We start from the raw sequence: 25,243 nt of genomic DNA, 5'->3' as shown, positions 1-25,243 counted from the left end.
AGCGCAGTTGACACGTGTCAATGAACATTGCGAGTCGATTTTTAACGCCGCATGGCCGAGCGCAGCCACTTTACGTACAAAGCCTAGTGGGCACGCCACGCCTGGTAGTGACGCTCGATACGGCGGAAAACCAGGCTCTCCATCAGCCACGCCAGCAAGCCGATCAAGGCGATGCCGAGCAGGACCTGACTGCTGTTGCCGATTTGTCCCCCCATGGAAACCATCCAGCCGATGCCCTGAGAAGCGCCGATCATTTCGGCCGCCACCAGCGCACGCCATCCCTGGCTGAAGCCAATGCGCAGGGCTGCAGTCAGAAATGGCAGCGAAGCGGGCAGGTAGACATGAGCCAGCAGTTGCCGGGTATTGGCACCCAGAGTGCGCGCGGCGCGTACTTCTCCACCGCGAATGCTCTGCACACCTTCCTGAATAGTGACCGCCATGGGAAATACCGCAGCGATGAAGATCACCAGCACAATGGAGAAGAATCCAAGGCCAAAGATGATCAAAATCAGCGGAGCCCAAGCGATCGGCGGAATCGCCATGAACAGACTATTGAGCGGCGCGATGAAGTCGCGAAAACGGCGCGACAACCCACCAGCCGTGCCCAGTAGCACAGCGACCAGAACGGCGGATGTAAATCCGGCCAGCTCCTCCAGCATGCTGGCGCGAAATTGCTTCCACAGCGATCCATCGTTGATCCAGCGGATCGCCTCTTGGGCAACCACCCAGGGTTGCGGCAGCACATAGCTCGGGAAGCGTGAAGCCAGGATGATCCAGACCACCAGCAAAAATGGTAGCGAGGCCCAGCCCCAGTTGGGTTTTGGTATCGACATCAGAGGCTCAGCGCGAGGCTTTATCCAGGTAAGAAGTGTCCACCAGATCTTTGGCATCCAGGTGGGTATTCATGAAGCCCAGCTGCGTCGAGTCATTCATCAGGCGCTGGATGAACTGGAGATCAGAGGGCTGCAAATCGGCTGACCATCCCAGGCGCGAGCGTGCCTGCGCGACAATCTGCTCTGGGCTGATAGTTTTACCATCGGCGCTTTGAACGGCCTCGAGCTTGAAAGCCTCGGCGATTATTGTGTTCGACTCCTCGGGATGCTGATTGAGAAAATCTACGGCTTTGCGGTGTGCACGGAGCAGCTTGACCACATCATCCGGGCGATCCTGCAACGTCTTGGGCAATGCAATGACCACATACCACGGGTATTGCGGCAGCGCCTGGTTCACATCGAACAGCACCCGGCTATTGCCACGCAAAAGCGCTTGGCTGACAAAGGGTTCCCAGGTGAAAGCGGCATCGACGATGCCCCGCTCCAGCGCTGCATTCATGTTGCCCGCAGGCATGTCGATGATGTCGACATCGCTGTCCGGGTTGAGACCGGCGGCTTCCTTGAGCACGTAGCCACGCAAGAGCACGTCCATGCCGCTGCCTTTCTTGACACCCGCCAGCTTCTTGCCGTTCAGCCCGGCCAAATCGTGGATTGGACTTTTGTTATCGACGATGACTGCTGCCTGGCCATAGTTGACCTTGGCCAAAATCGTGCTTTTCAGACCCCGTGAGTACCATTGGTAAACCGGTGGCGTCCCCACATAGGCGACGTCCAGTTCGCCTGCCGCCAGAGCTTGCTGGATCACCGGGCCGTCACTCAGCGCCTTGAGGTCTACGTTCAGCCCTTCCTGCTTGTAGAAACCCTCCTTGTCAGCAATCAGCGCCGGTGCGTTGGCCATGGCAAAGACATAGCCGATACGCAGAGGTTGATCAGCGGCCGAAGCGTTGCTGGCAAAAGTAAAAGCAGCCAGAGAAGCGGCCAGGAGCGTGCGTCTGATCATGCGGTCAACTCGGGTGAGGAATAAGTTTGAATGGCGCCAGGAGCCTGCGCCATGACGTGGGAAATATGCGCCATGAGTTCATTGCGATAGTCAAGAAACGCTGGCAAGCGGCGGGTTTGCAGATTACTGCGCGGACGGGGCAAATCGACCTGCAGTTCGCTGTGAATACCGCCAGGGGCGATGTTCAGCACCACCACGCGATCAGCCAGAAAAACCGCCTCATCAATGTCATGAGTGATGAACAAAACGGTCTGACCCAGCTGCGCCCAGATGCGCAGGATTTCTTCGTTCATGCTATTGCGACTGATAGCGTCCAGGGCTGCAAAAGGCTCATCCATCAGCAATACGCTGGGCTCTAATGCCAGCGTTCTGGCCAGCGAGACGCGCTGCTGCATCCCTCCGGATAACTGCTGAGGCAACCGTTGCGCCGCGTGCTCCAGTCCTACCAGCCGTAAGTACGAAAGTGCTTTATCGCGCTGCTCGCCGACGCTGCCCTGCCCCGCCATACGCAGGCCGAAGCGGACATTTTCCAACGCGCTCAGCCATGGAAAGAGTTGAGGTGACTGGAATACGTATCCCAGTTCTTCGCGCTCAGGACGTATCGGCTTGCCATTGATTTGAACCTGTCCCTGACTCGGCTGCTGAAAACCTGACAGCAGGTTGAGCAGCGTAGTTTTGCCACACCCTGAAGGGCCAAGAATCGCGACGAATTCCCCCGGACGAGCACTGAGACTGAACTGGTCGAACACCTGATGACCATTGGCGTAACTGAAGCTGATCGCTTCAACGCTCAAGGCATTGGTCGGCGGGTTTGGTTTTGGAGACTGGGAAGACATGGCAAGTGCGATCAGGTCGTTTACAATGGATGTCTCGACATAATACGTATTAATACAAGTTGAAGTAATATCATCTAGTCATAACCTTAGAAGCAAATACGGTTCAGCCCTGCGAGGCTGCCCTGAGCGCTCATGGAATAGAACAGTGACGATTCTTCGCGACAGCAGCACTTCGCTTTATCAGCAAATCGCCCAGCAACTGCTGGAGGAAATCCACCGAGGTGATTTTGAACCGTCAGGCAAGCTGCCCTCAGAGGCCGAAATCGGTGAGCGCTTTGCTGTTAGCCGCGTGACCGTGCGGTTGGCCATCGGCAAGCTTTGCGACGAAGGAGTGGTTGAGCGCAAGCAAGGCAAAGGCACTTTCGTGGCCGCTAAACAATTGCGCCATGGGCTGGATGCATTGCGCAGCTTTCATGAGGCGTTGCTGCTTCAAGGTCTGAAGTCGACCATGCAGGTGATTGGTCATCAGTTGGTGCCCACCCCGGAAGGCCTGCGGCCCCTGTTTCCGCAAGCAGCTAAGTTACTCTGCGTGGAGCGCCTGCATTACGTCGACGACGAACCCATCGCGTTGGGGCGCAGCCACCTCCCTGCCGAACTGGCCGGTGTAGTGTGGAAGGAAGTGGAACAACAGCCCATCTATTCAGTACTGGAGCAAGTCACCGGTTGTCCGGTTAGCCGAGCCGACATGGCAATACGGGCACAGCAGGCTGATAAAGGCCTGGCAGGTGCACTGGGTATCAAGCGTGGCGCGGCATTACTGGTGATGGAACGCACCTCCTGGTTTGCCGACGGCCGCTGCTGCGATCGCACGACCTTCTACATAAAGCCGGAACGCTACTCGTTTGTGATCAGTGGGGTTTTTAAAGCAGGTATTTAGATACGGACTCACAGCCTCTATGCCTTGATTCGATGTCATAGAATTCAACAGTGTGGGTCATCGACATGACCGACAACTCCAGACTTGTTCGCTCCAGGATGAGGCCGCTACCCTCCACCGACGAATGACTGAAAGCCATCTGGCTCTGCCGAAAGTCAGGTGACGCGGCCTGCGGCTTTTCCTTCACGGTATCCACGGCAAGGCGAAACGCAGCGTCCGGGTTAGTATCCGCAGTCGGCACCGGACCTTCGGTGACGATGCACAAGGAACGGGTCCAGCCCAACAGCACATGCTTCGGATCTGTGTTGCCTGAGCAAAAGTGCTCCAACTCAGACCCACCCGCCATCGACAATAAAGTTCTGCGCCGAACACATCGCCGAGGCATCGGAGGCGAGAAACAGCGCCATATTGGCGATGTGTTCCGGCAGTACGCTGCCCGGCAAACACTGGCTGCGGCTGATCAGTTCCCTGGCCGCATCGTCGACCCACATCGCCAGCTGTTTTTCGGTCATCACCCAACCTGGCACCAGGGTATTGACGCGGATGCCGCTCGGCCCCAGTTCCCGGGCCAGGGCGCGGGTCATACCGTGGGCGGCGGCCTTGCTGGCGGCGTACACCGGGTAGCCGGCGGAGGCCATCATCCAGCCCACCGAACCGAGGTTGATGATCGCCCCGCAACCTGCGTTTTTCATCATCGGCACCACCGCCTTGGCGGCGAAGAAGGCGTGCTTGAGGTTGACCGAAATCAAACTGTCGAACATCTGCGAGTCGACTTCTTCGAGCGTGTGGCGCACGTCATTGGCCGCGTTGTTCACCAGCACGGTGATCGGCCCCAGTGAGTGTTCGAAGCGGTCGATGGCGGCTTTGTAGCCGATCTCGTCAGTGATGTCGCAATTCACAAACGCCACGGTGTGCCCGCGCGAACTCAACAGCGCCGCCAGGCGTTCGCCCTCGCTCTGCGCACGGTCGACAAAACCCACCTTGGCGCCTTGGACCGCGAAGGCCCGTACCATGGATTCGCCGATGCCTGAGGCACCGCCAGAGATCAGTACGGTCTTGCCTTCGAGGTCGGGATAAATCGCGTGCTGAGTCGTCATGAAGGATTGCCTCGCTCAATTAGTCTTATTTTATTTTGAAAATACGGCATTTAAGGCTATAAATTCGCTGTCAAAACGACAAAATACCGATATTAGTAGAACTATTCCAGCCAAAACAACAAAAGGAAGTTCGACCATGAAGCACCCTCGTTATCTGTTGTCCGGTCTGGCCATGTCCATGTTGATCGCCAGCGGCGGCGCCCAGGCCACAGGACTCACCAGCGAACACAAGCCCTTCGGTAAAACCAACGACGGCACGGCCGTCGAGCAGTACATCCTGCGTAACAGCCACGGCATGCAAGCCACGGTGATCACTTATGGCGGCGTGCTGCAGTCGCTGAAAGTGCCGGACAAAAACGGCAAGGTCGACGACGTGGTGCTGGGCTTTGACGATGTGCAGGGGTATCAGGCCGGCACGGCGTTTTTCGGCGCGACCATCGGCCGCTTCGGCAATCGCCTGGCCGGCGGAGCCTTTGAGCTGGACGGCAAACGCTACCAGGTGCCACTCAACGATGGCCCCAACGCCTTGCATGGCGGCGCGCAAGGCTTTGACAAGCAGTTATGGAAGGCCGCCGAGGTCAAGGGCAAGGACTCGGTGGGTGTCACCCTCACCTACCTGTCCAAGGACGGTGAGATGGGCTTTCCTGGCAACCTGAAGACCGAAGTCACCTACAGCCTTAACGAGAACAACGAACTGCACATCACCTACAAGGCCACCACCGACAAACCGACGGTGCTCAACCTCACCAACCACAGTTACTTCAACCTGGCCGGCGCGGGCAATGGCGACATTCTCAAGCAAGTCGCCACCTTGCACGCCAGCCATTACACGCCGGTGAACGCCACCTTGATTCCGACCGGCGAAGTGGCGCCAGTGAAAGGCACGCCGATGGACTTCCTGAAACCGACGCCGATCGGCCAGCACATCAAGGACGACCATCCACAGCTAAAGTTTGCCGAGCCCAAACAAGGCGGGTTTGACTTCAACTGGGCGCTGGACACCCAAGGTGACGTGAAGCAACTGGCGGCCGAAGTGCATGACCCCGAGTCGGGGCGGCGGTTGCAGCTCTACACCACCGAACCGGGCGTGCAGTTCTATACCAGCAACTTCCTCGACGGTTCGGTCAAGGGCAAGGCCGGCAAGACTTACCTGCACTGGAGTGGTTTCACCCTGGAGACCCAGCACTATCCAGATGCACCCAACCAGCCCGGGTTTGCCTCGACCCGCCTGAACCCTGGGCAGACCTACACCCAGAACACCGTCTTCAAATTCTCCGCCGATTAAAACTGTGGTAACGGACCTGCTCGCAACTGCGGTGTGTCAGGAACAGATCGACTGATCGACACTGCGCATTCGCGAGCAAGACCGCCCCCCCCCCCCACATTCAGTCCTCATGGACCATGCCTCAGCGTTGTTTCATGCGGTCGATGACCACGGCCAGCAGCAAAATCGAACCCCTGATCACGTACTGATAAAAGGTATCGATGTTCTTCAGGTTCATCGCATTCTCGATGATCGCCAGGATCAACACGCCGGCGATCACATGGCGAATCATCCCGATACCGCCGCTCAATGACACCCCGCCCAGCACGCAGGCCGAGATCACCGTCAGCTCGAAACCCTGGCCGATCATTGGCTGGCCGGAGGTCATGCGCGAAGCCAGGATCACCCCGGCCAAGGCGCCGATCAAACCGTGCACGGCAAAGATCAGGATCTTGGTGCGGTCCACGTTGACGCCCGCCAGCAGCGCAGCTTCCGGGTTGCCACCGATGGCCATGGTGTTGCGTCCATAGGTGGTGTAGTTGAGCAGCCAGCCGAAAAACACAAAGCAGACGATGGTGATCAGGATCGGCACCGGCACGCCCAGCAATTGGCCGTTGCCGAATACGAAGAACTGCTCCTGGGAAACGCCCACCGCCTTGCCGTCGGCAAAGATATACGCCAGCCCACGCACGATCTGCATGGTCGCCAGCGTGGTGATCAGCGCATTGACCCGCAGTTTGGCGATCACGATGCCGTTGATCAGACCGACGATCAAACCCATTCCCAGTGCGGCGCCGATGCCGAGCATCACGCTGTCGGTGTCGCGCATCACAATCGCCGCCACCACCCCGGCGCAGGCGATCACCGAACCCACCGACAGGTCGAAGTGCCCCGACGCCAGGCAAAACAGCATGGTGCAGGCAGCAATCCCCACCGTGGAAATCGCCAGGCCCAGGCCACGCATGTTCAGTGGCGAAAGGAAGTTATCGATCAGCAAGGCACAGAGCACAAAGATGCCCACGGCGGCGAGCAGCATGGCCCAGTTGTCGAGCAGTGCGCGCATATCCATAGGCTTGCGTGCCGAGGGCAACGCGTTGTCTTGGGTTGTCATAGTCATCTCTCAGTTCGCCAGGCTGCGTGGCAAGGCCATTTGCAGCAAGTTGGATTCAGTCGCGTGTTCGCGGGCTTGCTCACCCCGCAGTGCGCCTTCGCAGAGCACCAGGATGCGGTCGGAAATGCCCATGACTTCCATCAGATCGCTGGACACCACAATCACCGCAATGCCTTGGGCCGCGAGGTTATGGATGATCTGGTAAATCTCGGCCTTGGCGCCGATATCGATGCCACGGGTCGGCTCGTCCAGCAGCAACACTTTCATCGGCATCGACAGCCAGCGGCCAAGAATGGCTTTTTGCTGATTGCCGCCGGAGAGGTACATGATCTTCTGCCCTGCATTGGGCGTCTTGACCTTCATGGCCTTGATCTGCTGGTCAGCGTTGTCCTTCTCCCAGCCATCACGCAGCAGCCAGCCAAAAGTCGTGTGAGCGCCACGCGCACTGATATTGATGTTCTCGGCGACGCTGGCCAGCGGGATGATGCCTTCCTTCTTGCGGTCTTCCGGGCACAGCAGCACGCCTGCGGCGATGGCATCGCGCGGTGAGCGCAGTTGCAGTGCTTGACCGCAAAGCTGCAGTTGCCCGGCACTGGAGCGCTCCAGGCCGCTAAGCAGGCGCAACAGCTCGGTACGCCCTGCCCCGACCAGGCCAAACAGACCAAGAATCTCACCCTGGCGCACATTGAAACTGATCGGCTCACGCAGGCCCGGCCCCAGCAGGCCGTCGACCTTGAGCGCCACGTCGCCGTGCTCGCGCGGCCGGTAGTCGTAGATATCCTGGATATCCCGGCCAACCATGCAGGTCACCAACTGGTCATGGGTCAGCGCGCTCATGTCCTCGAACGTGCGCACGTAGCGCCCGTCCTTGAACACCGTAACGGCGTTGCAGATGCGGAATACTTCTTCCATGCGGTGCGACACATACAGCACCACTTTGCCTTCATTGCGCAGGCGCGTGATGATTGCCATCAAGCGGTCGATCTCGCGCGCCGAGAGGCTGCTGGTGGGTTCATCGAAGGCGATCACATGGGCCCCGCGGGACAGCGCCTTGGCGATTTCCACCAGTTGGCGCTGGCCGAGGGACAGGCGACCCAGCTTTTCCTGCGGATCAATTTCATCCGCCAGGCCTTTGAGGCACGCCAGCGCCTGCTTGCGCAACTGGCTGCGATTGACCACCCCAAAGCGCGATGGCAAATGCCCGAGGAACAGGTTTTCGGCCACGGTCATTTCCGGCACCAGGTGCAGCTCCTGGTGAATCACCGCCACGCCGCTTGCAATGCTGTCAGCGGCGTTTTTAAAGGCCATGGTCTGCTCGCCGATCTGCAGCGTGCCGCTGTTGGGGATGTACGCGCCACCAAGGATTTTCAGCAGCGTCGACTTGCCCGCGCCGTTCTCGCCCATCAAGGCGTGCACCTGCCCCGGGTGGGCGATGAAACTGATGCCATCCAGCGCCTTGACCCCGGGGAAGGTTTTACCGATGCCGTCGAATCGCAAGGCGGCAGGGGTCATTTCCACAGCCCGATTTTGCTCAGTTCTTCCTGGAAGTTGGCCCGGGTGATCAAGGTCACTTCGTCAATCGCCGTGTTCTTCGGCGGCTCAGTCCCTTTGGTGACCCACTCGTACATCATCAGTGCGGTGTTGTAGCCTTCGAGATGCGGGCTGGGCAGCATCGAACCAAAGAAGCCGCTGTTGGCTTTTTTCAGTTCGCCGATAGCGTCGGTGCCATTGATGCCGATACCGATCACGTTGGCTGCCTTGAAGCCAGCGCTTTCGGTGGCACGTACGCCGCCGAGCACGGTGTTGTCGTTCATGCCGCCGATGAGCAGGTTTTTCGCACCGCTGGGCAGCTTGACCAGGGCCGAGTTGGTGGCGTCCATGCTGCCGGGCACGTCGAGGGTTTTAAGCGCGGCAGTGAGGATGTGGTCCTTGGGAATACCGGCTTCTTCCAGGGATTTGATCGAGCCGTCGGTGCGTTTCTTGCCAGTGTCGAGTTCGTTGAAGGTGTTGATCACCGCGTAGGTGTCTTTCCAGTCCCAACCGCGGTTTTTCGCTTCGGCGGCCATGGCGGCGCCCTGCTTCTGGCCCACTTCAAAGGCAGCCATGCCCAGGTACGGCACGTCTTCCATGAAGGCGCCTTTGGCGTCTACAAAACGGTCGTCCACGGCGATCACTTTGAGGCCATTGGCCTTGGCCTTGGCTACGATGGCCGGGCCCAGGGACACGTCCGGCGGGCAGATCACAAAGCCCTTGGCGCCATTGGCGGCCAGGCTGTCGATGGCCGAAAGGGTTTTTTCGCCATCCGGCACGGCGATCTTGATCACGGTGAAACCGTGCTCCTTGCCGGCTTTTTCGGCGAAGGCCCACTCGGTCTGGAACCACGGCTCTTCGGCTTGCTTGACCAAAAAGCCAATCTTCACTTCTTCAGCGGCCAGCAACAGCCCGCTCAAGCTCATGGCCGAGACCGCCACAGCGGCGCAGCACAGGGAACGCAAACCACGACGACGATTCATACGGGTGACTCCTTGTTGTTGTTTTTCAAGTCTTGGGGTTTAACCGGCAAAGCGGTGACAGGGTTTGCCTGGCACGTCGACCTCGATGGCCAGCACCGCACCATCCAAGGGGTGATGCAAAGGGCTGGCGGCACTGGTGATATACAGGGTGGTAAGGTTGGGACCACCAAACACGCAACTGGTGGGACGGCTGACCGGCAGCTCGATGATGCGGTCCACCTGGCCTTCAGGCGTTAGCCGCAGCAGGCAACTGCCGTCCCAGCGCGCGTTCCAGATACAACCTTGCACGTCCATGGCCGAGCCGTCCGGCCCACCGCGCTCATGCGGCCCGAACCAGACGTGCGCCGTATGCAGCTGGCCGTCCGGCTGAAGCCCGTACCGGTACAGCGTGCCGTCCAGACTGTCGCCGAAATGCACCTGCGTGCCGTCATCGCTCCACAGTAAGGTATTGGGAATGCCCAGGCCGCTCAGCAACGGCGTAACCTGCGCATCGGCATCAATGCGAAACAGGCCGCCGGAGCGTCGGGTGATGGGCAGGTCTTCACCCTGCTCGCCGATGTTGTTCTGCATGGTGCCCAGCCACAGGCGACCCTGGGCGTCGCAACGGGCTTCATTGCCCCGGTTGCCCGCTTGAGGGTCGGCCACGCACAGCAGCGTCAGGGCTTCGGTGGCCAGGTCGAGGCGATAAACACCGCTGCTCAAGGTCACCAGGGCATCGCCGCTTTCACAGGGGATGAACGCCGAGACATGCTCGGGCAACTGCCATACCTGCAAGTGCCCGTCCATCAGGCGCAGCGCCTGTTTGCCGGCGATATTGACCCAGTACAACGACTGGGTGGGCGCGTCCCAGAACGGGCCCTCCCCCAGTTGAGCCCGATGCGCGGTCACAGCGTGAAACGACATGGTGCCTCCTGGATACTTGTTGGTCTCAGGTACGCGTTACAGCGATTCGCGCGAGGGCGTGCCGTCGACCAGCCGCTGGATACGCAACGGATTGGCGTTTTTCAACGCATCCGGCAGCAGGCTGTCAGGGTAGTTCTGGAAGCACACGGGACGCAGGAACCGGTCAATGGACAAGGTGCCGACCGAGGTGCCACGGGCATCCGATGTCGCGGGGTACGGCCCGCCGTGCACCATCGAATCACAGACTTCCACGCCGGTCGGGTAGCCGTTGAGCAAGATACGCCCGACTTTCTGTTCCAGCAGCGGCGTGAGTTCGGCGAACTGTTGAAAGTCGCCCGGCTCGCCGATGATCGTGGCGGTCAGTTGACCGTGCAGTCCGTGCAAGGCGGCGCTGAGCTGGGCCTGGTCAGCGACTTCGACAAACACCGTAGTGGGGCCGAAGACTTCTTCCTGCAGCACTTCATCGCCGTCTATCAACAGTCGTACATCAGCCTTGAACAGTTGCGGCTGCGCCTGGTTGCCCGCCTGGGCATTGCCTGCCAAGTGCTGGATGCCAGGGTGCACAAGGAGTTTTTCCAGGCCCTTGCTGTAGCTGGCCAAGGTGCCGGCGTTGAGCATGGTTTGTGCCGGTTGATCGCCGATCAGTTGAGCCACACGTTGAGTAAACGCTGTAAATTCAGGCGATGCGATGCCGATCACCAGGCCAGGGTTGGTGCAGAATTGACCGCAACCCTGCACCACCGAAGCGGTCAGGTCGCGGGCCACGCTCTCAGCCCGGGCCTTGAGGGCCTGGGGCAACACAATTACCGGATTGATGCTCGACATCTCGGCGAACACCGGGATCGGCTGCGGGCGTGCCGCGGCCATGTCGCACAAGGCACGACCGCCCTTGAGCGAACCGGTGAAGCCCACGGCCTGGATTGCCGGGTGCTTGACCAGCGCTTCGCCGACGCCGCCACCAAAAATCATGTTGAAAACGCCGGCCGGCATCCCGGTCGCTTCAGCAGCGCGAATGATTGCACTGGCCACCTGCTCAGCCGTGGCCATATGCCCGCTATGGGCCTTGAACACCACCGGGCAACCTGCCGCCAGTGCCGCTGCGGTATCACCGCCTGCTGTAGAGAACGCCAGCGGGAAGTTGCTCGCGCCGAACACCGCCACCGGGCCGAGACCGATGCGGTACTGGCGCAAATCCGGGCGTGGCAACGGCTGACGATCAGGCAGTGCCTTGTCGATGCGCGCACCGTAGAAATCACCGCGGCGCAGCACGCTCGCGAACAGGCGCATCTGGCCGCTGGTACGCCCACGCTCGCCTTTGATGCGCGCTGCCGGCAGTGCGGTTTCACGACAAACCAATTCAATGAAGTTATCGCTCAGGGCATCCAGTTCGCCCGCTATCGCATCCAGGAACTGTGCGCGGCGCGCGGCACTCAAGGCGCGGTACGCCGGGTAAGCCTGCGCGGCGGCCTTGGCCGCGGCGTCGACCTCCTCCGGGGTGGCCTGGTAGAACTCCTGGAGCAAGGCTTCGCCAGTGGTCGCGTCAATGCTCTGCAGCTTGACGCCGCCGTTGGCGCTGCGCTGGCCGCCGATGTAGTTGTGGCCGAAATACTGGGTCATGGCTCGATCTCTGATTGTTGTTCTTATAAAAGCTCGTGGGACGCCTCTCGCTAAAATCCGCCAAGGTCATACCTCCGTTAAGGCCGACTATATAGTAGGACTATTTACAAAACAACTCTCAAAAATCTTCGACACTTTACTTATTTTTAAGAAAAAAAGAACATATAGTCATACAATAAGAACATCAATCCTGTCGGACAAGAGCCCGACCTCCGCTGCGTCCAGTGGTTGGGTACAGCCGACCAGAACGGCTTCATGGACCGCAGCAGGATGAAGAACCAAGGCATCGCCGACCATCAGTTCCATGACAAACCGATCATCGGCATCTGCAACAGTGGGTCGAAGCTGACCTCATGCAACGCGCATTTCCGCCAGATCGCCTGGCCCAAGGCTTATCCAGGCATGGCCGAAGTCGGCAACATGGATCTGCCCGCCAACTCATCGCCGGCGGGTATCGCCAACGGCACATCGCCCCTGTGCCAAGGACCGACCAGGGTTGCGACTTCGACTTCCTGGCAGGTTGCCGCAGGGCGGAAGTCCCACGGCATTCCCACTAATCGGGATGCTATGATGCCGCCAATTCAAGCCAGAGCCTCCCTGTCGTCATGGATCACCAACCGCCCAAGCCGCGCAAGAGTATGCATGCCCAGATCGTCCAGGACTTGGGCATGCACATCGTTTCCGGTCGTTTCAAGCCCGAAGAGCGGCTGCCCATGGAGGCCACGCTCTGCGAGGAGTACAAGGTCAGCCGCTCGGTGCTGCGTGAGGCGACGCGGGTGCTCAGCGCCAAGGGTCTGGTGTATTCCAAACCACGGGTCGGCGCAGTGGTGCGGCCACGCTTGAAATGGCACCTGCTCGACCCGGACGTATTGTCCTGGTTGATGCAGTCCACGCCTCACAGTGAATTTTTCAATACCCTGGCCGGTGTTCGACGCATCCTCGAACCGGAAATCGCGGCCATGGCCGCGACAACGGCCACCGACGAAGACATCGCCATCATCGAAAAAGCCTACACTGGCATGGAAACCGCCAAGACCCACGAGGACCTGCTGCAAGCCGACCTGGACTTCCACCGCGCCATCGCCGACGCCACGCGCAACGATTTGCTCGCCTATATGTGCAACATGCTGTCGTTGCCGCTGCGCGAGTCGATCAACATCACCAACCGCCGCCCGGACATCCAGGGCCTGAGCCTGCCCCGGCACAAGGCGATCCTCACCGCGATCCAGAACCGCGACGCCCTTGGTGCCCGACATGCTTCGCTGGTGCAACTGGATGACACGCGGGTGGCGTTGGATACGGTAATGAATGTGCTCACGCCGCTCTGAAGCCAGGTGAAAGAAAATGTGGGTGGGGGCTTGCTGTGGTGAGAAGCCCTGGTCGACGGGTAGCCCGATGGATCTTGCTGGTATTACCCGCCCGGCTTTTGCCTATGGCCTGATCATTGGCGCCGCATGCTCATCTGGACTGGGTCGCCTGATTAGTCGAGCCGTCCACCATTCTCCCGTGCGTGCTTGATGTCTTTCGAGGGTGGAGCTCCGAAACGCCGGGCATATTCGCGACTGAATTGCGCGACACTTTCATAGCCGACCCGCAAGGCGGCCGTGTTCACATCGACCCTGTCGGTCAACATCAGGCTGCGCGCGGCTTGCAGCCGTAACGACTTTTGATACTGAACGGGACTGGTGCCTGTCAGCTTGCGAAAGTTGTGATGCAGCGTAGAACTGGCCATGCCCGATCGCTGGGCGAGATCGGCCACGTGCAGCGGTTTGTCGTAATGATGTTTCAACCATTCAATGGCTCTCACGATGCCCTTGTCTCGGTAACCATCGCGCGTGACGCTGCGCAGCCACTGGCCTGCGCTACTGAGCAACAGCCGAACGCATATCTCCCGCTTGATAAGGTTCGACATCAAGCCTGCCTCAAGCGGCCGTTCGATCAGTGTGGAGAGTCGGGTGAACGCGTCGAGCATCTCACTCGACGCCGCACCCGATGCAAAGCCTCGTGCTTGAGAAGCCATTTCCTGCCTTGTGGGTTCCAGGGTCTGGATCACCTCATTGAGCATGGCAAGATCGAGCTTCAACACAACGGATAAATAAGGGGTCTGCTCGTTGGCCGCGGTCACGCGAGCCAGTGTGGGTATATCGACCGACGTGACGAAGAACGCGCCCTGTCCAAACTCACAGGCCTCCTCACCGAATGTAATCTCCTTCGCCCCCTGCAGAATGATGGCGACACAAGGCTCATAAATGCAGTACGTGGGCGTACCCAGTTCGGCCATTCGATAAAAGGTCAATCCTGGAATCGATGTTGCGCATACCTCGTTCAAACCAATCTGCGTGGTGACTTTTTCGATAAGCCGTCTGAGTAACTGGAGGCGCTCGTTGGGCTGAGCGGGTTCGCTCATGGCCAGGGACTGCACACGGCCGAAACCGAATTGCGAGAAGGAACCGCTCGTCATGATATGCCCCCCTGTTTACGGAATGTTCGAGTCTGCTGCCAGTGCGTGACCAGCACAAGTGCATCGGCAGGATTGTGCAAAAGATAGGGCGCATTAGGGTCACCCGGCCAACCCTCGTTGTTCTAGTTTCTCGCATGAAGACGGGCTTCGATGAGCCCGTGAACCCTCAGTCGCGAAAGGAACACTGGATGGACAGACGAGATTTTCTTACTTATTCAGCGGCGGGTGCTGTTGCAGCCGCTTTACTGCCCGCATCGAGTCTTGCCAGTTCGGTGGCTGCAGCCCCGGCGCCCTCTTCGCTGACAGAGCGCGGGAGCGTGATGCCTACGCAAGGACGGCTCGTACGCTCAGACCTGCCCCTCAATTTGCCTTCGCATACACTGCGATACATGACGCCTCAACGCTTTGGTATGGGCGGGACGCAGATTGGCAATATCTTTGCGCCGATCAGCGACGAGCAGGCGGCCCTGGTTCTGCAGGCCGCCTGGGGGGCAGGTGTAAGGCTTTATGACACGTCGCCGTTCTACGGGTTTGGCTTGAGTGAATATCGTCTGGGCCGCTTCCTGCACGGCAAAAATCCAGGTGATTATGTGGTCTCTACCAAGGTCGGCCGCGTATTGACGGCCGCTGGTGGCGTGCGCGCGGACCATGCCATCTGGAAGTCGCCGGCGCCCTTTAACTACCGATATGACTACACCGCAGCAGGCACGCGTCGCTCCGTGGAAGACAGCCTGCAGCGTCTGGGATTACCCCGTATCGATATCGTCTTTATCCATGATCTCTCGCCAGATAACACCGAGCTGGAAGGGGGATGGGAAGCGGCGTATCAGATTGCACGCACAGGGGCGATGGTTGAGCTTGAAAAAATGCGTGATGAAGGACTCATCAAGGCATGGGGCTTCGGCGTCAATACACCGAACGCCGTGGTTCAGGCGCTAACCAGTAATGACCCGACGCCCGACATCGTGTTGCTTGCCTGCCAGTATTCCCTCCTCGACCACAGCGATGCGTTGCGCAACACCCTTCCGGCCTTGAGAAGCAAGGGCACCAGTGTCGTGGTTGGCACCCCCCTGAATGATGGATTTCTGGGAGGGCGCAGCCGATATAACTTCAGCCTGGATCTACCGGCCGGAGCGGTAGAAAAACGCGCGCGAATCATGGCAATTGCCAGCCGACATGGCATCGACATTCATACCGCCGCCCTGCAATTCGCCGCGGCACATCCGCAAGTGTCTGCGATCATTCCGGGGGCGCGTTCACCAGGGCAGATCGTTTCTAACGTACAAGCGATGAAGGTCGGTATTCCGTCAGCCTTTTGGCAGGAGCTCAAGAGCCAGAGCCTGATCGATGCGCAAGCACCGGTTCCTTCCTGAATGGGCCCACGCCCATGCTACCTGCCGAATAAGAACACTGGCCTGAGGTCGTAACCAATGAAGATACGAACGTCTTTCATGATTTTCGGCGGCCTGCTTGCGCTCTCCAGTAGCGGTCACTTATTCGCAGACACACTTGCGCTGAGCATTCCCTTGCCTGATCCACTCCCACCGCTGAACGTTCTGACACTCCTTGTCGGTCTACACCTGCTCGGTATGTGCTTCGGTCTCGGCGGGGCAACCATGCTGGACCTCTGGATTTTCCGCTGGCTGCGCCGGGGGAGCCTACCGGTTGAAATCGGACGCACCTTTCACTTCATCAGCGACGCGGTCACTACCGGACTATGCCTCCTATGGCTGTCAGGCCTGGGTTTCCTGGCCCTATACGCGATGGAGTCGCCGGACAAACTGGAAAACCCCAAACTCTGGGCAAAGATACTTGTGGTGATCGCCCTGACCATCAATGGCATCATCATCCATGCGTTTGTGTTGCCAGAAGCACTACGCGACTTGAGCCGCCCCCTGCTCTTTGGCGTCGCCCGCAGCAGAGCGGCCTTGTTTCTCGCATCAGGTGCAGTTTCGGGTGTGTCTTGGTACACCGCTTTTGCCTTCGGCATTTTTCGTGAGTTAAACAATCGCGTCACGTTCAGCGTGCTGGTCATGATGTGGCTTACGCTGATACTGGCCGCCTCTCTCACTGCCATGCTGCTGTGGTTAAACCTTGCAGCAGGCGCAAGAAAACCTTCTGCGCTCAGCCCTCCGACTTGAAAATAAAGAGTCGAGCGAAAAAACAGGCACTCCCGCACGCGCCTGGGTCGAGAAGCTGCAAGGTCGAGAGTCAATTGCCCCACGAAAAACGCACTTTCGCCTACATGGCCGAGCATTGGTTGGCCTGCAAGTCCACTGAACGGGTGGCCATTCATCGCGGGGTTTCGTGAAGCGCTAAACAGCCACCTCTTGCCTGCCATAGGCAAACAGTCGGGCAGCACGTTCACGCGTGCCAACGGGGTCGCCGTGCTCGGTGCGGCAAAGCCGCACCGAGCCTACTATTCGCGAATTGCCACGCAAACGCTTCGAACGGCATGCAATCAATGCCTTATCGTCCGCCCCGGCTCAATTCGCCCAGGCGGCCCGAAATCGACTGCATGCCCTTGCCCAGTTCGCGCAATGCGCTGATGCCCGAGAGGTTACTTTCAAAGATCGCCGTATCGCGAGGCAGGGTCTGAGCCAGAATAGCCATGGCAGCGGCGGTGCCTTCGATGCGGTTCAGCGGCAAGGCCAACTCGGAGGTAATGGCACTGGCCGACTGCTCGGCCGCCTCCGTTCCGGCCGCCACCAATCGGGGTTTGCCGCCCAGCGTAATCACGGCAAATATTGCCACGGCGGTCAGTATCAGCAGACCCAGAATTCCCGACGTCATGCGCCGCGAGATACGTACAGGAATCAATGACATGAAGCCCCTCCAGAAATTACTATTTGTAAGGTTACGTCGGCTGGGCATAGGGAAAATTGAAAAGGAGCCGGCTGGCGTTTGTAGGGTCATTAGCGACGAACGGTGGTGCGCACAGTGGGAACACCCCTACATCACCAGGCACCCCTCCCCGCAACAGCCCACCACCCGGCACACAGGCACAGCACCATGCTGGTCAGCCCGCCCCATTGTGTAATCGGCCACCAGCAGCGTCAGCCCGGCCGTACCTGCCAGCCGGGTGCCGATGCCCAGCATGCGCTGTGGTCCCAGACGCGTCACACAGCGAGCATTGATGTGCGATCAGGTCCACAAGGACTCGACATGAGATTACGTGTGATAACTGGCGGGCACCGCCCATTCACTCCAGCCCCGGCTGCGCGGGTACAGCGCATAGATGCAGTAGCCCGCGGCCAATGATTGCAGCCGCGACTCCAAGGTCCGCGCTGGTATCGGAACGTTTATGGCGCGGGCGATTTGCCCGCTATTTGAAGAGCCTCAATGCTCACCGCCCCCAGCCCGCCTCGCTGCTCTGCAAGGCATTGGCAATGGTCTGCAGTTTGTCGTCCGGCAGGTTATCCGGCAGCGGATCCGCCCCTGAGCTGACGTGCAACTGTGCATAGGCATTGCGCAGTTCGGCATAGGACAGATCACGCTTGAGCTGGGTCTGCAGGTTGTTCAGCTCGCCCTGGATCAGCTCCAGCTCGCCGATGTTCTGCGTCTGGTAACGGTTGCGTAGCTGGACGGCAATCTCCCCGTCGAGTTTCGCCAGTTCTTCGCTGGTCTGGAACTGACGCACCGCTTCCTTGTAGTTGGCATTGGCCACGTAAAGCTGGGCCAGCACCGCCATGGACATGGCCTGCCGGCGCGCCGTGGCGACGTCTTCGCCCGCCTCGGCGACCTTGATCGCTGCCGGTGCGGACAGCACGTTGAACAGGTTCCAGGTCACCTTGACGCCGTAGTCGGCCCAGCTCTGGTTGGTCAGGAACGAGTTGCTGTCGTAATGCCCGCCCAGCGAGAACTCCAGGCCCGGCAGCAGGCGCAGCATGGCCTTGCGGGTTTCGGCGGCACTGATGCGTGCCTGGTAATCCTGTTCGCGCAGTTCCGGACGACTGGCCAGGGCCTGTTGCTCCAGCTGAGCGAAGTCACCCTTGAACACCGGCACTGCATACCCCTCTTCCAGTGCCAGGCTGAAGTCGGTGTTCAGTGGCAGATTGACCAGCGCAGCCAGCTCGGTCTTGGCCAGCGACAGCGCACGGCGCTGCTGCTCCAGCTGGCGGGTGGCCTCGATCAGGGCGCGCTGGTAGCTCAAGGTCTGCACCGGGTCGCCGACCCGCTCCGCGCTCATGCGCTGGCTGTTGTCACGGGCCTGATCGATACGCCCCATCAGGGTGTCAATCTGGTTCAGCAGGCGCTGCGCCGCCACCGCGCGCCAGTACGCCGAACGCACGTCCTGGGTGATGGTGTGGATGACCTTGCGCTTGCGCTCCTGGAGGATCAACCGTTGGTCAGCCTGCTGCTTGGCGCTGACGTAGCTGACCCCGAAATCCAGCACGTTCCATACCATGGTCAGGTCAGCGACGTCACGATTGCGGTCCTGCGAAGTCGAGGGCTCCAGAGACTGGGTATTGGTCAGGATGCTCTGGCTGCTGGACGCCCCGACGTTGCTGCGTCCGGCGTAGCCTGCAGCCAGCGCCATGCGCGGCAACATGTCGAAGCTGGAAAGATCGACCTGACGCTTGGCCAGGGCTTCTTCCATCACTTTCAGTCGCGCCTCGAGGTTGTACTTCACCGCACGGGCCATGGCCTGATGCAGGGTCAGCGGCCCGCTGAGGGCTTCCTGATCCTTGAAAATGGTCGCCAGGTCGGTGCGTGCTCGCGCCTCGCTGGCACTGCGATCGATCGGCTCGCTGGTCACGGCGCATCCACCAATGGCCAGCGTCAGCAGACTCGCGGCAAACAGTTTGTGAGTTTTATTCATCCTTGGGCCACCCCCTGGTATGGCCTGCGTATCAAGTGTTGTGCTGTTTTTCATGCCCGCTTGCCGATCTGTGCCGATTGAGCCAGGGCCTTGGCCAACTCGCGCACATGGCGCCGGTCGGCTTCATTGATTTGTTGCAGTTGTTGCCCCAGAGTCGGTGCGCCGAAAACACCACGCGCACCCTGGTTGAGGTCGCTCTGCTTCCATTGGTCGCCATCGAACACATTCATCTCGCTGACGCCTGGTACCTCACGACTGAAAATGCTGGCAAAGGTGCTACTGCTACCTAGCAGGCCGCCCTCCCTACCACCAAAGCCACCTTGGCTACTCTGGCTGCCACCGATCGCGCTGCTGCCAAATACCTGAGCAATGAAGCTCGGCGCACTGCTGCCATTGCCGAGAAAGATAGTACCCAGGGGCTGCAGGTTGCCGCCCACGGTGCGGATGTCGAACAGGCCGGGAGTAGCCAGTGGCGACACAGCGTCAGTGACCACCAAGCCCGGCACCTGTGGCTGCACCACCGCCGCTTGCGGCGTGTTGAGGGTGTCCGGTGGATTGATCCGATAATTGAGGTCACCAATATCCTGCGACTGGATGGTCTGCAGTGCGCTGTCGAAGCCCCGCGCCAGATCGTTGCCGGCCTGGTCGCGGATGCCGCTGTTAAGCGCGCTCAGGCTCAAGGCCAGCGCACCTGCTCCGCTCATGTTGCCCACAATGACTCGGTAAGTCGTGGCATCGAGCTGCTGGACCGCTTGCACCGCACCACTGGCACTGCCGGTACTGATCACGCTGAAGTCGCTGAGGTCGACGCCGCTGACAGCCTCGTCAAAGGTCAGGGTGAAGGTGAGCGTACTGGCGCCCGGTTGTACCGGGCCGTCCACCACGATGCTGGAGGGACGTGGTGCCCTGGCATCGACGAGGATACCGTGGGTGTCGCCGACGTTGTTCAGACCGGTATTGGCGTCGTTGCCACGGGCATCGCGGATACTGCCGCCATTGAGGTCGATGGACGGCGCCACCGCAAAAGTGGTGTTGCCAGCCATGCCGCTGGTGACGTTGAGACGGAACACCAGAGCTGTGCCGCCCGAGCCGGACAGGTAGTCGGCATAGACCACTGTGCCGTTGTCGAGGCTGATCGCCAGGCGCGGATTACCGTCGCCGCTGTCCACCAGCACCGCTTCATTGGTACGCACGGTGAAGCTCAGGCTCTGGCCGGCCACATAGGTACCGCTGGCCGGAACGTCCACCCCGGTGATACTTGGCGCCACGCGATCAATGCTATAGCTGCTGCCTTGCAAGTCGCCGGTGAGCAGGTTGCCCGCCGCGTCGACAATGCCGGTTGCACTGCTGTTCAGGTCCAGGCGCACATTGCCGACGCCGCTCAGGTTGTCGACGACAATGAGGTAGGTGCGGCCGTTGACCTGCTCCACCGAGGCAATCCGGCCACTGGCCGAGCCGCTGAAGACCAGCGCGAAGTCGGCGTTGTCGACACCGGAAACGCTCTCGTCGAAGGTCACGGTGTAGCGCACCGAGCCACTACTGGTCGGGCTCAGGTCGACGCGCACGATATCGCTGACCTGAGGGGCCACGGTATCGATCACCACACCGCCCACCACGCCAGGCGTATTCAGGGCCAGGTCCAGCGCATTGCCCGCCGCGTCACGCACGGCGCCGCCGTTGAGGTCGAGCGTACCTGGCAAGCCAATGCCGCCAGCGGCGTTGTTGCCAGCCTGCACGGTGTACTCGAATACCAGCGCATTGCTGCCGGAGCCGGACACATAGGTGGCATAGCGGGTCACGCCGCCAAGGGTCAGCGCGACACGCGGGGTGCCGGTGCTGGTATCGACGTTGACTGTCTCGCTGACGTTGACGGTAAAGCGCAACACATCGCCGGTGTTATAGGCCCCTGCTGTCGGCAGTCCCACGATGGTGACAGTCGGCACGATGGCATCGATGCGTACCTGTGACGTGTCCGGCAGCCCGTTCAGGACGGTGGCGACGTTGTTGCCGATCGCATCACGCAGAGTCGAGCCATTGAGCTGGAGGCTGTTGCCGACGCTGATGCCATTGGTGTCAAGCTGACCACTGGCAACGGTCAGGCGAAATACCAAGGCATTGGTGCCGCTACCGGACAGGTAGGTCGCGTAAGCAGTGCCACCGGTGTCGAGGGTCACTTCGAGGCGTGGAATGCCACCGGTGGTATTCACCTGCACCGTTTCACTGAAGTTGACCGTGAAGTCCAGATTCTGCCCGGCCACATAGGTGCCACCGGCCGGAACGGCCACGCTGGTGATCGCGGGTGCGACACGATCAACACTGTAGCTGGCGCCCGTCAGGCCGCCGGTGAGCGCGTTGCCTGCTGCGTCATTGATGCCGGTGCCACTGGCATTGAGGTCCAGACGCAGACTGCCGCTGCCGGCGATGCCGTTGACTACCACGGTGTAGGTTCGACCATCAATCCGGGTGACGCTGGCAATGCTGGCGGACGCGGTGCCGGTGAAAAACAGGCCGAGGTCAGAGACATCGACGCCGCTGACGTTCTCGCTGAAGGTCACAGTAAAGCTGACCGTGCTGCTGTTGGCCGGTGTCGGATCGACCAGAACGATGCCGCGGGCCGTCGGCGCCGTGGTGTCCACCCGCACGCCAGCGGTGCTGTCCAGGCCATTGAGGGCCAGCGCCAGGTTATTGCCGGCCGCATCACGCACGCTGCCGCCATTGAGGTCCAGGGTAGTGCCGACCACCAGGCCGCTGGCGGCGGTGTCGCCGGCCTGCACGGTGTACTGGAACACCAGTGCGCCACTGGCGGCGCCGGAAACATAGCTGGCATAGTGGGTGACCCCGCCTNCCGCTGGCGGCGGTGTCGCCGGCCTGCACGGTGTACTGGAACACCAGTGCGCCACTGGCGGCGCCGGAAACATAGCTGGCATAGTGGGTGACCCCGCCTGCGCTCAGCACCAGGCGCGGCGTACCGGTGGCGGTGTCGACCACCACGCCTTCGCCGGTGTTGACGGTAAAGCTCAAGACATCACCGGCCTTGTAGCTGCCATCAGCCGGCACATCGACATCAACCACGCCGGGCGCGACCTGATCGATGCTGTAGCTGGCGCCGGTCAGGCCGCCGACGATGGCATTGCCCGCAGTATCCATGATGCCGGTACCGCTGCCATTCAGGTCCAGGCGCAGGCTGCCGCTGCCGGCGATGCCATTGACTACCACGGTGTAGGTTCGACCATCAATCCGGGTGACGCTGGCAATGCTGGCGGACGCGGTACCGGTGAAAAACAGGCTGAGGTCCGAGGCATCCACGCTGCTGACGTTCTCGCTGAACGTCAATGTGTAACTGATCGAACCGCTGCTGCCTGGTGAGCCGTCGACCCGCACCAGGCTGCTGGCCGTCGGCGCCGAAGTATCGATCAGCACGCCGGCGGCACTGCCCAAACCATTGAGGTTCAGCGTCAGGTCATTGCCGGCTGCATCGCGCACGCTGCCGCCATTGAGGTCCAGGGTAGTGCCGACCACCAGGCCGCTGGCGGCGGTGTCGCCGGCCTGCACGGTGTACTGGAACACCAGTGCGCCACTGGCGGCGCCGGAAACATAGCTGGCATAGTGGGTGACCCCGCCCACGCTCAGCACCAGGCGCGGCGTACCGGTGGCGGTGTCGACCACCACGGCTTCGCTGGTATTGACGGTAAAGCTGAGGACATCGCCGGCCTTGTAGCTGCCGTCAGCCGGCAGGCCGACCGAGTCCACCCCCGGTACTGCGGCGTCAACCCGTACACCCGAGGTATCGCCCAGCCCGTTGAGGGCGGTAGCGACATTGTTGCCGACGCTGTCACGGACTGCCCCGCCATTGAGCTGGAAGCTGTTGCCGACACTGATGCCGGTGGTATCCAGCTGGCCGCTGGCGACAGTCAGGCGGAACACCAGCGTATCGGTGCCGGCGCCGGACAAGTAGGTCGCATACGCGGTACCGCCGGTGTCGAGGGTCACCTCGATGCGTGGAGTGCCGCCTGTGGTATCCACCTGCACCGCTTCACTGAAGTTGACCGTGAAGTCGAGGTTCTGCCCGGCCACATAGGTGCCGTTAGCGGGTACATCAACACTGACAACGCCAGGCGCGACGCGGTCGATGTTGTAGCTGGCGCCTGTCAGGCCACCGGCGATGGTGTTGCCGGCGGCATCGACGATGCCAGTGCCGCTGCTATTGAGGTCCAGGCGCACGCTGCCGTTGCCGGTCAGGCTGTCAACCTGCACACGGTAAGTCCGTGCATCGACCTGGGTGACCGAGGCGATACGACCGCTGACACCGCCGGTAAAGCCGAGATTTCCGGCAGCACGGTGTACTCGGAGAATGTCGAGGTGCCCATGTAGNGTCCAGGCGCACGCTGCCGTTGCCGGTCAGGCTGTCAACCTGCACACGGTAAGTCCGTGCATCGACCTGGGTGACCGAGGCGATACGACCGCTGACACCGCCGGTAAAGGCCAGCGCGAAGTCGCCGCTGTCCACGCCGCTGACGGCCTCGCTGAAGGTCACGGTGTAGTTGACCRTGCTGCTGGTGGTCGGGTTGGTATCGACCAGAGCGATRCTATTGGCGGTCGGTGCCGTGGTGTCGACCTGCACACCGGTCAGGTCGCCGATGTTGTTCAGGGKCAGGTTCAGGTCGTTGCCGGCCACGTCGGTCAGCGCGCCACCGCGCAGGTCCAGGCTGCCCACCGCGATGCCATTGCTGTCGGTATCACCGGCCTGCACCACGTACTGGAACACCAGCGTGTCGCTGCCGCTGCCGGAGACATACGTGGCGTAACGGGTCACACCGCCCACATCGAGTGCCAGCCGTGGTGCCGGCGTGCCGGTTTGCAGGRCTTCACTGGCCTTGACGGTAAAGGTCAGCACATCGCCGGCGTTATACAGATCGGCTACTGGGGTGCCGACACTGAGCACGGTCGGAACCACGCCATCGACATTCACACCGGCCGTGCTGGCCACGCCGTTGAGTGCGGCGGCGCTGCTGTTGCCGGCCAGGTCGGTGATGCGGCTGCCATTAAGGTCGAGGCTGCTCCCCAAAKTGATGCCGTTGCTGTCCAACTGTCCGCTGGCGGCAGTCAAACGGAACACCAGGGCGTTACTGCCAGAGCCCGACACATAGTCAGCGTACACGGTGCCGCCGGTRTCCAGGGTGACGGCAATACGCGGCGCACCACTTGTCGTATCCACCGTCACGGTCTCGCTGAAGTTGACCGTGAAGTCGAGGTTCTGCCCGGCTACATAGGTGCCGTTGGCCGGAACGGCCACACCGGTGACCGCTGGGGCCACGCGATCAATGGTATAGCTGGCGCCTGTCAGGCCACCGGCGATGGTGTTGCCGGCGGCATCGACGATGCCAGTGCCGCTGCTMTTGAGRTCCAGGCGCACGCTGCCGTTGCCGGTCAGGCTGTCAACCTGCACACGGTAAGTCCGTGCATCGACCTGGGTGACCGAGGCGATACGACCGCTGACACCGCCGGTAAAGCGGTAAGTCCGTGCATCGACCTGGGTGACCGAGGCGATACGACCGCTGACACCGCCGGTAAAGGCCAGCGCGAAGTCGCCGCTGTCCACGCCGCTGACGRCCTCGCTGAAGGTCACGGTGTAGTTGACCRTGCTGCTGGTGGTCGGGTTGGTATCGACCAGAGCGATRCTATTGGCGGTCGGTGCCGTGGTATCCACCAACACACCGGCGGCGCTGCCCAGGCCATTGAGGTTCAGGTTCAGGTCGTTGCCGGCCGCATCGCGCACGCTGCCGCCATTGAGGTCCAGGGGGCTGCCGATGTCCAGGCCGCTGGCGGCGGTGTCGCCCGCCTGCACGGTGTACTGGAACACCAGCGCGCCACTGGTGGCGCCCGAGACATAACTGGCATAGCGGGTCGCA

At 60.8% G+C, this 25,243-nt stretch carries 17 protein-coding genes and 3 pseudogenes; 6 read left to right on the top strand and 14 right to left on the bottom strand.

Annotated features, from left to right (window positions below; genetic code table 11):
* Positions 1 to 83 precede the first annotated feature (83 nt).
* Genes ASF84_RS13425 through ASF84_RS13415 form a run of 3 tightly spaced genes read right to left on the bottom strand, consistent with a single transcriptional unit; the run spans position 84 to position 2,669 of the window.
* Complete coding sequence (locus ASF84_RS13425) at positions 84 to 833, bottom strand: ABC transporter permease (RefSeq protein ID WP_056839136.1); 750 nt, start codon at positions 831 to 833, stop codon at positions 84 to 86.
* A 7-nt stretch (positions 834 to 840) separates the two neighbouring features.
* The gene (locus ASF84_RS13420; protein ID WP_056839135.1) at positions 841 to 1,833 is read right to left on the bottom strand and encodes an ABC transporter substrate-binding protein; all 993 of its coding nucleotides are present in this window, start codon (positions 1,831 to 1,833) and stop codon (positions 841 to 843) included.
* Positions 1,830 to 2,669, bottom strand: a complete 840-nt coding sequence (locus ASF84_RS13415; protein ID WP_056839133.1) for an ABC transporter ATP-binding protein — start codon at positions 2,667 to 2,669, stop codon at positions 1,830 to 1,832. The genes ASF84_RS13420 and ASF84_RS13415 overlap by 4 nt, the downstream gene beginning before the upstream one ends.
* Positions 2,670 to 2,814: 145 nt before the next feature.
* Between ASF84_RS13415 and ASF84_RS13410 the strand changes: the two genes are divergently transcribed.
* Positions 2,815 to 3,546: a GntR family transcriptional regulator gene (locus ASF84_RS13410; protein ID WP_056839132.1), complete on the top strand. Its 732-nt coding sequence runs from the start codon at positions 2,815 to 2,817 to the stop codon at positions 3,544 to 3,546.
* A 329-nt stretch (positions 3,547 to 3,875) separates the two neighbouring features.
* Here ASF84_RS13410 and ASF84_RS13400 read toward each other — a convergent pair whose 3' ends face one another.
* The gene (locus ASF84_RS13400) at positions 3,876 to 4,643 is read right to left on the bottom strand and encodes an SDR family NAD(P)-dependent oxidoreductase (protein ID WP_056839127.1); all 768 of its coding nucleotides are present in this window, start codon (positions 4,641 to 4,643) and stop codon (positions 3,876 to 3,878) included.
* Positions 4,644 to 4,779: 136 nt separating this feature from the next.
* Between ASF84_RS13400 and ASF84_RS13395 the strand changes: the two genes are divergently transcribed.
* Positions 4,780 to 5,928 (top strand): aldose epimerase family protein, encoded by a 1,149-nt coding sequence (locus ASF84_RS13395; protein WP_056839125.1) that lies wholly within the window; start codon positions 4,780 to 4,782, stop codon positions 5,926 to 5,928.
* 121 nt (positions 5,929 to 6,049) lie between these two features.
* Here the strand turns inward: ASF84_RS13395 and araH are convergent, their stop codons facing one another.
* The 5 genes from araH to ASF84_RS13370 are packed head-to-tail and all read right to left on the bottom strand — an operon-like array spanning position 6,050 to position 12,051.
* On the bottom strand, positions 6,050 to 7,018 hold the full coding sequence (gene araH / locus ASF84_RS13390; RefSeq protein ID WP_056839123.1) for an L-arabinose ABC transporter permease AraH: 969 nt from the start codon (positions 7,016 to 7,018) through the stop codon (positions 6,050 to 6,052).
* Positions 7,019 to 7,027: 9 nt separating this feature from the next.
* Complete coding sequence (gene araG / locus ASF84_RS13385; RefSeq protein ID WP_056839121.1) at positions 7,028 to 8,530, bottom strand: L-arabinose ABC transporter ATP-binding protein AraG; 1,503 nt, start codon at positions 8,528 to 8,530, stop codon at positions 7,028 to 7,030.
* Positions 8,527 to 9,531: a substrate-binding domain-containing protein gene (locus tag ASF84_RS13380; RefSeq protein ID WP_056839119.1), complete on the bottom strand. Its 1,005-nt coding sequence runs from the start codon at positions 9,529 to 9,531 to the stop codon at positions 8,527 to 8,529. The genes araG and ASF84_RS13380 overlap by 4 nt, the downstream gene beginning before the upstream one ends.
* Before the next feature lie 39 nt (positions 9,532 to 9,570).
* Complete coding sequence (locus tag ASF84_RS13375; protein WP_056839117.1) at positions 9,571 to 10,434, bottom strand: SMP-30/gluconolactonase/LRE family protein; 864 nt, start codon at positions 10,432 to 10,434, stop codon at positions 9,571 to 9,573.
* A gap of 36 nt (positions 10,435 to 10,470) precedes the next feature.
* A complete protein-coding gene (locus ASF84_RS13370; protein ID WP_056839115.1) occupies positions 10,471 to 12,051 on the bottom strand; it encodes an aldehyde dehydrogenase (NADP(+)) in 1,581 nt (526 codons plus the stop codon).
* A 190-nt stretch (positions 12,052 to 12,241) separates the two neighbouring features.
* Here ASF84_RS13370 and ASF84_RS28490 point away from each other — a divergent pair.
* Positions 12,242 to 12,432: pseudogene (locus ASF84_RS28490) on the top strand (dihydroxy-acid dehydratase); the annotation flags it as partial.
* Between the two features lie 224 nt (positions 12,433 to 12,656).
* Positions 12,657 to 13,379 carry a FadR/GntR family transcriptional regulator gene (locus ASF84_RS13365; RefSeq protein WP_056839113.1) on the top strand — a complete coding sequence of 241 codons (723 nt, stop codon included), beginning with the start codon at positions 12,657 to 12,659 and terminating at the stop codon, positions 13,377 to 13,379.
* 43 nt (positions 13,380 to 13,422) lie between these two features.
* Here the strand turns inward: ASF84_RS13365 and ASF84_RS30210 are convergent.
* Positions 13,423 to 13,509 (bottom strand): annotated as a pseudogene (locus tag ASF84_RS30210) (IS5/IS1182 family transposase); the annotation flags it as partial.
* Positions 13,510 to 13,531: 22 nt separating this feature from the next.
* Positions 13,532 to 14,512, bottom strand: a complete 981-nt coding sequence (locus ASF84_RS13360) for an AraC family transcriptional regulator (protein ID WP_056839111.1) — start codon at positions 14,510 to 14,512, stop codon at positions 13,532 to 13,534.
* Positions 14,513 to 14,700: 188 nt separating this feature from the next.
* Here ASF84_RS13360 and ASF84_RS13355 point away from each other — a divergent pair, with 188 nt between their 5' ends.
* A complete protein-coding gene (locus ASF84_RS13355; protein WP_056839109.1) occupies positions 14,701 to 15,885 on the top strand; it encodes an aldo/keto reductase in 1,185 nt (394 codons plus the stop codon).
* Positions 15,886 to 15,942: 57 nt separating this feature from the next.
* Positions 15,943 to 16,653 carry a hypothetical protein gene (locus ASF84_RS13350; protein WP_177339467.1) on the top strand — a complete coding sequence of 237 codons (711 nt, stop codon included), beginning with the start codon at positions 15,943 to 15,945 and terminating at the stop codon, positions 16,651 to 16,653.
* A 328-nt stretch (positions 16,654 to 16,981) separates the two neighbouring features.
* Here ASF84_RS13350 and ASF84_RS13345 read toward each other — a convergent pair whose 3' ends face one another.
* The 3 genes and pseudogenes from ASF84_RS13345 to ASF84_RS29375 all read right to left on the bottom strand — a co-directional run.
* Positions 16,982 to 17,338 carry a hypothetical protein gene (locus ASF84_RS13345; RefSeq protein WP_056839105.1) on the bottom strand — a complete coding sequence of 119 codons (357 nt, stop codon included), beginning with the start codon at positions 17,336 to 17,338 and terminating at the stop codon, positions 16,982 to 16,984.
* Positions 17,339 to 17,858: 520 nt separating this feature from the next.
* Positions 17,859 to 19,334 carry a TolC family protein gene (locus ASF84_RS13340; RefSeq protein ID WP_056839104.1) on the bottom strand — a complete coding sequence of 492 codons (1,476 nt, stop codon included), beginning with the start codon at positions 19,332 to 19,334 and terminating at the stop codon, positions 17,859 to 17,861.
* Positions 19,335 to 23,706: 4,372 nt separating this feature from the next.
* A pseudogene (locus tag ASF84_RS29375) lies at positions 23,707 to 25,243 on the bottom strand (DUF4347 domain-containing protein); the annotation flags it as partial.

It is taken from the genome of Pseudomonas sp. Leaf127 (assembly GCF_001423155.1).
Lineage (GTDB): Bacteria > Pseudomonadota > Gammaproteobacteria > Pseudomonadales > Pseudomonadaceae > Aquipseudomonas > Aquipseudomonas ovata.
This window is presented reverse-complemented; position numbering and strand designations above follow the sequence as displayed.

Bases quoted from the DNA above. Each gene is read 5' to 3' on its own strand.
- ASF84_RS13380 (WP_056839119.1), bottom strand. From the start codon at position 9,531: ATGAATCGTCGTCGTGGTTTGCGTTCCCTGTGCTGCGCCGCTGTGGCG.
- ASF84_RS13340 (WP_056839104.1), bottom strand. From the start codon at position 19,334: ATGAATAAAACTCACAAACTGTTTGCCGCGAGTCTGCTGACGCTGGCC.
- ASF84_RS13365 (WP_056839113.1), top strand. From the start codon at position 12,657: ATGGATCACCAACCGCCCAAGCCGCGCAAGAGTATGCATGCCCAGATC.
- ASF84_RS13395 (WP_056839125.1), top strand. From the start codon at position 4,780: ATGAAGCACCCTCGTTATCTGTTGTCCGGTCTGGCCATGTCCATGTTG.
- araH (WP_056839123.1), bottom strand. From the start codon at position 7,018: ATGACAACCCAAGACAACGCGTTGCCCTCGGCACGCAAGCCTATGGAT.
- ASF84_RS13345 (WP_056839105.1), bottom strand. From the start codon at position 17,338: ATGTCATTGATTCCTGTACGTATCTCGCGGCGCATGACGTCGGGAATT.
- ASF84_RS13375 (WP_056839117.1), bottom strand. From the start codon at position 10,434: ATGTCGTTTCACGCTGTGACCGCGCATCGGGCTCAACTGGGGGAGGGC.
- ASF84_RS13420 (WP_056839135.1), bottom strand. From the start codon at position 1,833: ATGATCAGACGCACGCTCCTGGCCGCTTCTCTGGCTGCTTTTACTTTT.
- ASF84_RS13425 (WP_056839136.1), bottom strand. From the start codon at position 833: ATGTCGATACCAAAACCCAACTGGGGCTGGGCCTCGCTACCATTTTTG.
- ASF84_RS13415 (WP_056839133.1), bottom strand. From the start codon at position 2,669: ATGTCTTCCCAGTCTCCAAAACCAAACCCGCCGACCAATGCCTTGAGC.
- ASF84_RS13370 (WP_056839115.1), bottom strand. From the start codon at position 12,051: ATGACCCAGTATTTCGGCCACAACTACATCGGCGGCCAGCGCAGCGCC.
- ASF84_RS13355 (WP_056839109.1), top strand. From the start codon at position 14,701: ATGGACAGACGAGATTTTCTTACTTATTCAGCGGCGGGTGCTGTTGCA.
- ASF84_RS13360 (WP_056839111.1), bottom strand. From the start codon at position 14,512: ATGACGAGCGGTTCCTTCTCGCAATTCGGTTTCGGCCGTGTGCAGTCC.
- ASF84_RS13350 (WP_177339467.1), top strand. From the start codon at position 15,943: ATGAAGATACGAACGTCTTTCATGATTTTCGGCGGCCTGCTTGCGCTC.
- ASF84_RS13400 (WP_056839127.1), bottom strand. From the start codon at position 4,643: ATGACGACTCAGCACGCGATTTATCCCGACCTCGAAGGCAAGACCGTA.
- araG (WP_056839121.1), bottom strand. From the start codon at position 8,530: ATGACCCCTGCCGCCTTGCGATTCGACGGCATCGGTAAAACCTTCCCC.